This window comes from bacterium, from assembly GCA_021372775.1.
Taxonomy (GTDB): domain Bacteria; phylum Acidobacteriota; class Polarisedimenticolia; order J045; family J045; genus JAJFTU01.
This window is the reverse complement of record JAJFTU010000049.1, coordinates 1-7366: the sequence shown is the minus strand read 5'-3', so window position 1 is coordinate 7366 and position 7366 is coordinate 1. Positions and strand designations below refer to the sequence as shown.

Genomic DNA, 7366 nt, shown 5'->3' with positions numbered 1-7366 from the left:
TACGACGGCGTCTTCCGCTTCCTGCGCCCGCTCTGCCGCGGCGACGCGGCGCGCGCGGCCGATGCCGCGCAGGAGGCGTTCCGACGCGCCTGGGAGGCGCTGGGGCGGTTCGAAGGGCGCTCCAGCTTCGCGACGTGGGTCTGCCGCATCGCCTACAACGTGGTCGTGGACGAGGCGCGGCGGCCGGCGCCGCTGCCGCTCGAAGATCCCGAGGACGGAGCGCCGTTCGACCCGCCGGACGAAGGCGGAACGCTTCCCGACGAGGACGCGGCCCGCGCCGAGGAGTCGGCCGCGCTGCGGCGCGCGGTGCGGCGCCTGCCGGAGGAACTGCGATTCGCGGTCGCCGCCCGCTACTGGGCGGAGGCGCGGCTCGAGGAGATCGCCGCCGTCGAGGGGATCACCGAGGCGGCGGTGCGGAAGAGGATCAAGCGGGCGCTCGAGCTCTTGGCCGAGGCGCTGGAGTCGGGGGCGTGAAGCGGCGCGCGACGATCGCCGAGGTCGAGCGGCTGCTGGCCGCGGAACGGGAGCGGGTCCCCGCCCCCGCCGATCTCGCCGCGCGCCTCAAGGCCGACTTGGCCGCGTTCCGCGAGGCGCGCGGGGCGCCGCCGGAAGCGGAGACGGCGCGCGCCGACGAGGCGCCCGAGCAACGGTTCGACGCGCGGCTCGAGGAGCGTCTCGCGCGCGAGGCGGGCGCCGCGGCGCCGCCGCCCGACCTCGCCGCGCGCCTCAAGGCCGACCTCGCCGCGCACGTCGCGCGGACGCGGCGGACCGCCGAGGGCAGCGCGGCCGCGCCGGAACGGAACGCCGCAGCCGCGCCGGAAGGGAACGCCGCGGCGGCGCCGGAAGAGAACGCTGCGGCGACGCCGGAAGAGAACGCCGCGGCGGCGGGCGAAGCGGCGGGCGGCCGTCGAGCCGCGCGCGGCCGCGCGCGACGGGCCGGCGATCGACGGGATTCGCGCTGGAGCCTGCCGCTCTCGATCGCCGCGCACGCCGCCGCGCTGGCGCTCGTCGCCGCGGTCGGCTGGTGGCTGATCGGCGACCAGATCTTCGAGCCGCCGACGGGGACCGTGCGGGTCGCTTCCGCGGCGGCGCCGCGGCTCGGCGAGGAGATCCCCGGCGCGCTCCACGCCGACGTGCTGCCGCCGCAGGGCCCGGCGTTCGTCGAGACCGCGCGCCGCCCCGCCGCCGCGGTCGACCTCCATCCGCCGCTGGTCGCCTTCGACGCCGCGCTCGCCGCCCTCTCCGACGGGCGTCCGCCCCGCCCCTCCGACGCGCGTCCCGAGGCGTTCGTCTCGGCGTTCGGCGCCGACCTGCGCGCGCCGGCCACGACGCCGCTGGAGGCGGCGCTCGACGCCGCGCCGTCCGAACAGAATCCGCGCCTGCTCTACGTCCGCGTGCGCCTCGCGGCGCGCGACGTCGATCCGCCGCGGCGTCCGCCCGCCTCGCTCGCCGTGGTGCTCGACGTCGGCGGCCCCGGCGCCGCCGAGCGGATCTTCGTCGCGCAGCGGGCGCTCGCCGGAATCGCCGCGCGCCTGCGGGCGACCGACCGGCTCTCGATCGTCGCCGCGGGCGAGCGGCCGCGCGCGCTCGTCGCCGGCGCCTCCGACCGCCGCGCCGTGACGACCGCGCTCGCCGCGCTCGCCCCCGCCGCGTCGTCCGACGTGCCGGCCGCGATCGAGGCCGCCTACGACCTCGTCCGCGCCGCGGGTCCCGCCGAGGCGCGCCGCGGCGTCGTGGTCGTCGCCGGGGGCGCGGCCGAGTGGGCGGCGAGTCCGGCGCTGCGGCAGCTCGCGGCCCTCGAGGCGCAGGACGGCGTGGAGCTCTCCGCGATCGACGTCGGCGGCGAGCAGGACGGTCCGCTCGGCGCGCTCGCCGCGGCGGGGGGCGGGACGCGCGCCGTCGCCGCGGGCGCCGACGCCGCGCGCGCCGCCGTGATGGAACGGATGGTGCGCGCGCCGCAGGACGTCGCCGAAAACGCCGCGGCGACGATCGAGTTCGATCCGCGCGCCGTCGTCCGCTGGCGGTTCGTCGGCGCGGAGCGCTCCCCCGCCGCAGGCGGGCGGCTCGTCCCGAGCGCGCCGTCGTTCCCGGCGGGGAGCGGCGTCGCCGCGCTCTACGCCGTCGAGCTGGCCGACGGCGCGTCGCCGCGCGCCCGCCTCGCCACGTTGACCACGACCTTCCGGCCGCGCGGCGCCGCGGCCGACGCGCGCCTCGAGCGGCGGCTGGCCGTCGGCGAGGCCGCGCCGACCTGGACCGCGGCGCCGGTCCGGCTGCGGCTCGCCGTCCTCGCCGGGGAGCTGGCCGAGGCGCTGCGGAGCGGCGCTTCGCCGGAGCGGTTCGAGGATCTCGCCCGGCGCGCCGCCGTCCCCGCCCCCGGCGCCGAGGCGGCGGCGCGGGAACTGGCGGCGCTCGCCTCGGCGGCGGCGGGCGCCGCCCGTCTGCGCGGCGCGGCGGAAGAGGCGGGGACGTGGCGGGTCGAGGAGGAACGGCCGGCCCAGCCGCTGGAACGGCCCGAGCCGGCCTATCCGGAAGCGGCGCGGCGGATGGGGATCGAGGGGGACGTCGTCCTCGACCTCTCGATCGACGCCGCGGGACGCGTCGTGGACGCGCGCGTCGCGCGGGGCGCGCCGCCGCTCGCCGCCGCCGCGCTCGACGCGGCGAAGCGCTGGCGCTACCGGCCGGCGCTCGTGGACGGGCGCCCGTCGCCGGCGCGCGCGCGGGCGACGATCTCCTTCCGCCTCGCGCGCTGAGGCCGACGCGGCCGGTCTCCCGTCGCCCCGCGCCGGGGCCGACGCCGGCGGTCGCCCGCCGCGCCGCGGCGCGGGACAATGCACGCGCGCGGCGCCGCGGCGAGCGGACCGCGTCGCGAGGTGAGTGAATGCTCGAACGGCTGCGACGCCGCTTCCGCTTCGCCGAGCTCGGCACCGACTTCCGCCGCGAGACGCTCGGCGGCCTGACGACCTTCGTCACGATGGCCTACATCGTCGTCGTCAATCCGGCGATCCTCGTCGCCGCCGGCATCCCCGCCTCGGCCTCGGCCGTGGCCACGATCCTCGTCGCCGGCTGCGGCACGATCCTGATGGGGCTGGTCGCCAACCGGCCGATCGGCGTCGCTCCCTACATGGGCGGCAACGCCTTCCTCGCCTTCGGCGTGGCCGCGCTGGGAATCGGCTGGCGGCTGCGGATCGGCGCGGTCTTTCTCAGCGGCGTCGTCTTCCTCGTCATCACGCTGCTCGGCGTGCGGGCCTGGCTGGCGAACTCGATCAGCCAGAGCATGAAGCGGGCCTTCGCCGTCGGGATCGGGCTGTTCCTCTGCTTCATCGGCTTCAACGAGACGGGGATCGTGAAGAGCCCGGTCGTCGGCGCCGCCGTCGGCTCGCTCTTCCCCGGCGTGCAGGCGGCGACGATCGACGCCGCGGCGCGCGTCCCGGCGGGCGCCGTGCCGGTCCCGGTGGGCATCGGCGCGATCACGCGCGGGCCGACGCTGGTCGCCGTCCTCGGCGTGCTCTTCACCGGCGCGCTGATGGTCCGCCGGGTGCGGGGCGCGCTGCTGCTGGGGATCCTCGGCACGGCCGCCGCCGGCGTCGCCTTCGGCTACGCCGCCGCGCCGGAGGGGATCGTCGCCTGGCCCCGCTTCTCCGGCCCCGGCGGCCTGGGGGAGATCGCCGGACAGCTCGCCTTCAGCGAGACCCGTCCCGACGGCGGCGTCGCCAGCCTCTTCTCGCTCTCGATGCTGCCGGTCCTGCTGACGCTCTTCCTGATGGACTTCCTCGACACGGTGGGAACGCTCGTCGGCGTCGGCGCCGCGGGCAACCTGCTCGACGAGAAAGGCAATCTGCCGGAGATCCACAAGCCGATGCTCGTCGACGCGGTCTCCTGCATCGGCGCGGGGCTGCTCGGCACGACGACCTCCGGCGCCTACGTCGAGTCCGCCGCCGGCATCCGCGACGGCGCCCGCAGCGGCTTCGCGGCGGTCGTCACCGGAGCGCTCTTCCTCTGCTGCCTCTTCTTCACGCCGCTCGCCTCGTCCCTCTCCAGCCTCGGCTTCGCCTACGGGCCGGCGCTGATCGTCGTCGGCGCGGTGATGATCCCCGCGGTCAAGGGGATCGACTTCGACGACATGACCGAGCTGCTGCCGGCCTTCCTGACGATCGTGCTGATGGTCTTCACCTACAACACGGCCAACGGGCTGACCGCGGGGCTGGCGGTCTACCCGCTGTTCAAGACCGCGGCCGGGCGCCGGCGCGAGGTCAACTCGGGGATGTGGCTCCTCTCCGCGCTCTGCCTCGCCTACTTCGTCGTCGGCATCGTCCACTGACGCGCGGGCGACCGCGGCGCGGGAACGGCGGCGGAACAAACGAAAGGGCGGCCCGGCGGGGCCGCCCTTTCTTCGACTGCGGAAAGCGAAGGCCGCTACGCCTTCGGGAGCGGCGCGGCGCCGCCGCCGGCCAGCTCGCGGCCGAGCACCTGCAGCAGGATCGAGTCGTCCGGGGCGGTCTCGAGCTGCGCCGCCTCTTCCTCCGGCTCCGCCTGCTCGCGCACCATCGCCGGCATCTCGTAGTCCCGGTAGGGGTGCGCGCCGGTCCCGGCGGGGATCAGCCGGCCCATGATGACGTTCTCCTTGAGGCCGCCGAGGATGTCGGTCGCCCCGCGGATCGCGGCTTCGGTGAGCACGCGCGTCGTCTCCTGGAACGACGCGGCCGAGACGAACGACTCGGAGAGGAGCGAGGCCTTGGTGATGCCGAGGAGCAGCGGACGGCCCATCGCCGGCTGGCCGCCCTCGGAGATCACGCGCTCGTTCTCGCGGCGGAAGCGGAAGCGGTCGACGCGGTCCTCGAGCACGAACTCCGTGTCGCCGACCTCCTCGATCTGCACCCAGCGCATCATATGCCGCACGATCGTCTCGACGTGCTTGTCGTTGATGTCCACGCCCTGGAGCCGGTAGACCTCCTGAATCTCGTTGACCAGGTACTCCTGCAGGGCGTTCTCGCCGAGGACGCGCAGGATGTCGTGCGGATCCTTCGGGCCGTCCATCAGGGCGTCGCCGGCGCGGAGGTGCTCCCCCTTGCGGACGGTGATGTGCTTCCCCTTGGGGATCTTGTACTCGCGGCGGTCGCCGTCGTCGCTGACGACGTAGACCGGGATGAACCCCTTCACGCGCTCGGCCGACTCGTCGTACTCGACGGTGCCGTCGATTTCGGAGATCACCGCCGGCTCCTTCGGGGCGCGGGCCTCGAACAGCTCGACCACGCGCGGCAGACCGCCGGTGATGTCCTTCGTCTTCGTCGTCTCGCGCGGGATGCGGGCCAGCGTGTCGCCCGGGGCGACTTCCTGCCCGTCCTCGACCGAGAGGAGCGCCTTCTCCGGCAGCAGGTAGCTGCGGACCCGCTCCTTCCCGCGGCGGACGACGACCTTCGGCACCCGGGTCTCGTCCTTCGAGCGGATGATGACCTTCTGGATCAGGCCGGTGACTTCGTCCTGCTCCTCGCGGACGGTGATGTTCTCGACGACGTCCTGGAACTCGACGACGCCGGCCTCTTCCGTGAGGATCTGGAAGGTGTACGGGTCCCACTCGAGGAGCAGCTCGCCCGGCTTGACCCGCTGCCCGTCCTCGACCTTGAGCACCGCGCCGTAGGAGACGGCGTGCCGCTCCAGCTCGCGGCCGCGGGTGTCCATGACGAGGACGTTCCCCTGCCGGCCCATGACGATGTTCAGGCCGGCGCGGTTGCGCACGACGGTGACGGCGAGGTACTTGACCGTGCCTTCGCTCCGCGCCTCGGCGAAGCTCGCCTCGTGGACCTGGCTCGCCGTGCCGCCGATGTGGAACGTCCGCATCGTCAGCTGCGTGCCCGGCTCGCCGATCGACTGGGCGGCGATCACGCCGACCGCCTGGCCGATCTCGACCAGCTTGCCGGTGGCGAGGTCGCGGCCGTAGCAGAAGCGGCAGACGCCGCGCGACGACTCGCAGGTCAGCACCGAGCGGATCTTGACCCTCTCGATGCCCAGGTTCTGGAACTGCTGGGCCACCGCCTCGGTGACCTCCTCGTTCATGTCGACGACGACCTCCCCCGTGTCGGGGTTGACGACCAGCTCGATCGAGGTCCGGCCGACGATGCGGTCGATGAAGGGCTCGATGATCTCGCCGTTCTCGACGATCGCCGTCACGTTGATGCCCTTAAGGGTCCCGCAGTCGTGCTCGTCGACGATGACCTCCTGGGAGACGTCCACGAGCTTGCGCGTCAGGTAGCCGGAATTGGCCGTCTTCAGGGCCGTATCGGCCAGGCCCTTGCGGGCGCCGTGGGTCGAGATGAAGTACTGGAGGACGTTCAGGCCCTCCCTGAGGTTGGAGGTGATGGGCGTCTCCAGGATCTCGCCCGACGGCTTCGACATCAGGCCCCGCATCCCCGCCAGCTGGCGGATCTGCTGTTTGTTGCCCCGGGAGCCGGAGTCGGCCATGACGAACAGCGGGTTGAGCCCGCGGCCTTCGAACGAGATCCGCTTCATCTCGCCGATCATGGCGGCCGAGACCTTGTCCGTCACCGTGCCCCAGATCTCGATGACCCGGTTGAACCGCTCGCCGGCCGAGATGGTCCCCTCGCGGTAAAGGCTCTCGATGCCGGTGACCTCCTTCTGGGCTTTATCGACAAGGGCGGCCTTTTCCCCGGGAATGACGAAGTCGTCGATCCCGAGGGAGAACCCGGCCTTCGTGGCGTACTTGAAGCCGAGGTCCTTGAGGCTGTCGAGCATTTCGACGGTCGGCTTGAGGCCCTTCCGGAGATAGCCGTAGAACACGAGGTTCTCGAGCCCCTTCTTGCGGAAGATGCCGTTGATGAACGGCATCCCCTCGGGGAGGGCGCTGTTGAAGATGATCCGGCCCGGGGTCGTCTCGACGTGCTCGCCGCTGACCTCGTTGATCGGGCAGGTCATGACGGCCTGGTCGTCATAGAAGGTCGCCAGGTTCATGAAAGGGCCCGAGAACCGGAGCTTGATCTCGGACTGGAGTTCGACCTCCCCGCTCTCCATGGCCAGGAGGACCTCGTCGGGCGAGCCGAAGGTCCGGCCCTCCCCTTTCTGGCCCCTTTTCTCGAGCGTCAGATAATAGCAGCCCAGGACCATGTCCTGGCTGGGGATGGTCAGCGGCCGGCCGTGGGCCGGGGACAGGATGTTGTTGGTTGACAGCATCAGCGTCTGGGCCTCGATCTGGGCCTCGACGGACAGGGGGATGTGGACAGCCATCTGGTCGCCGTCGAAATCGGCGTTGAACGCGGCGCAAACGAGCGGATGGATCTGGATGGCCTTGCCCTCGACAAGGAGGGGCTCGAAGGCCTGGATGCCCAGCCGGTGAAGGGTGGGAGCGCGGTTGAGG

Annotated in this window: 4 protein-coding genes; 3 read left to right on the top strand and 1 reads right to left on the bottom strand. The window is 73.5% G+C overall.

From position 1 onward, the window contains the following. From LLG88_01955 to LLG88_01945, 3 genes are all read left to right on the top strand, one after another. The coding region (locus LLG88_01955) for a sigma-70 family RNA polymerase sigma factor (protein ID MCE5245670.1) at positions 1 to 474 on the top strand (474 nt) is incomplete at its 5' end. Further along, positions 471 to 2750 (top strand): TonB family protein, encoded by a 2280-nt coding sequence (locus tag LLG88_01950; GenBank protein ID MCE5245669.1) that lies wholly within the window; start codon positions 471 to 473, stop codon positions 2748 to 2750. The genes LLG88_01955 and LLG88_01950, both read left to right, overlap by 4 nt. Before the next feature lie 128 nt (positions 2751 to 2878). Continuing rightward, the gene (locus tag LLG88_01945; GenBank protein MCE5245668.1) at positions 2879 to 4318 is read left to right on the top strand and encodes an NCS2 family permease; all 1440 of its coding nucleotides are present in this window, start codon (positions 2879 to 2881) and stop codon (positions 4316 to 4318) included. Positions 4319 to 4413: 95 nt separating this feature from the next. Here the strand turns inward: LLG88_01945 and LLG88_01940 are convergent. Then, a partial coding sequence (locus LLG88_01940) for a DNA-directed RNA polymerase subunit beta' (GenBank protein MCE5245667.1) occupies positions 4414 to 7366 on the bottom strand: 2953 nt, incomplete at its 5' end.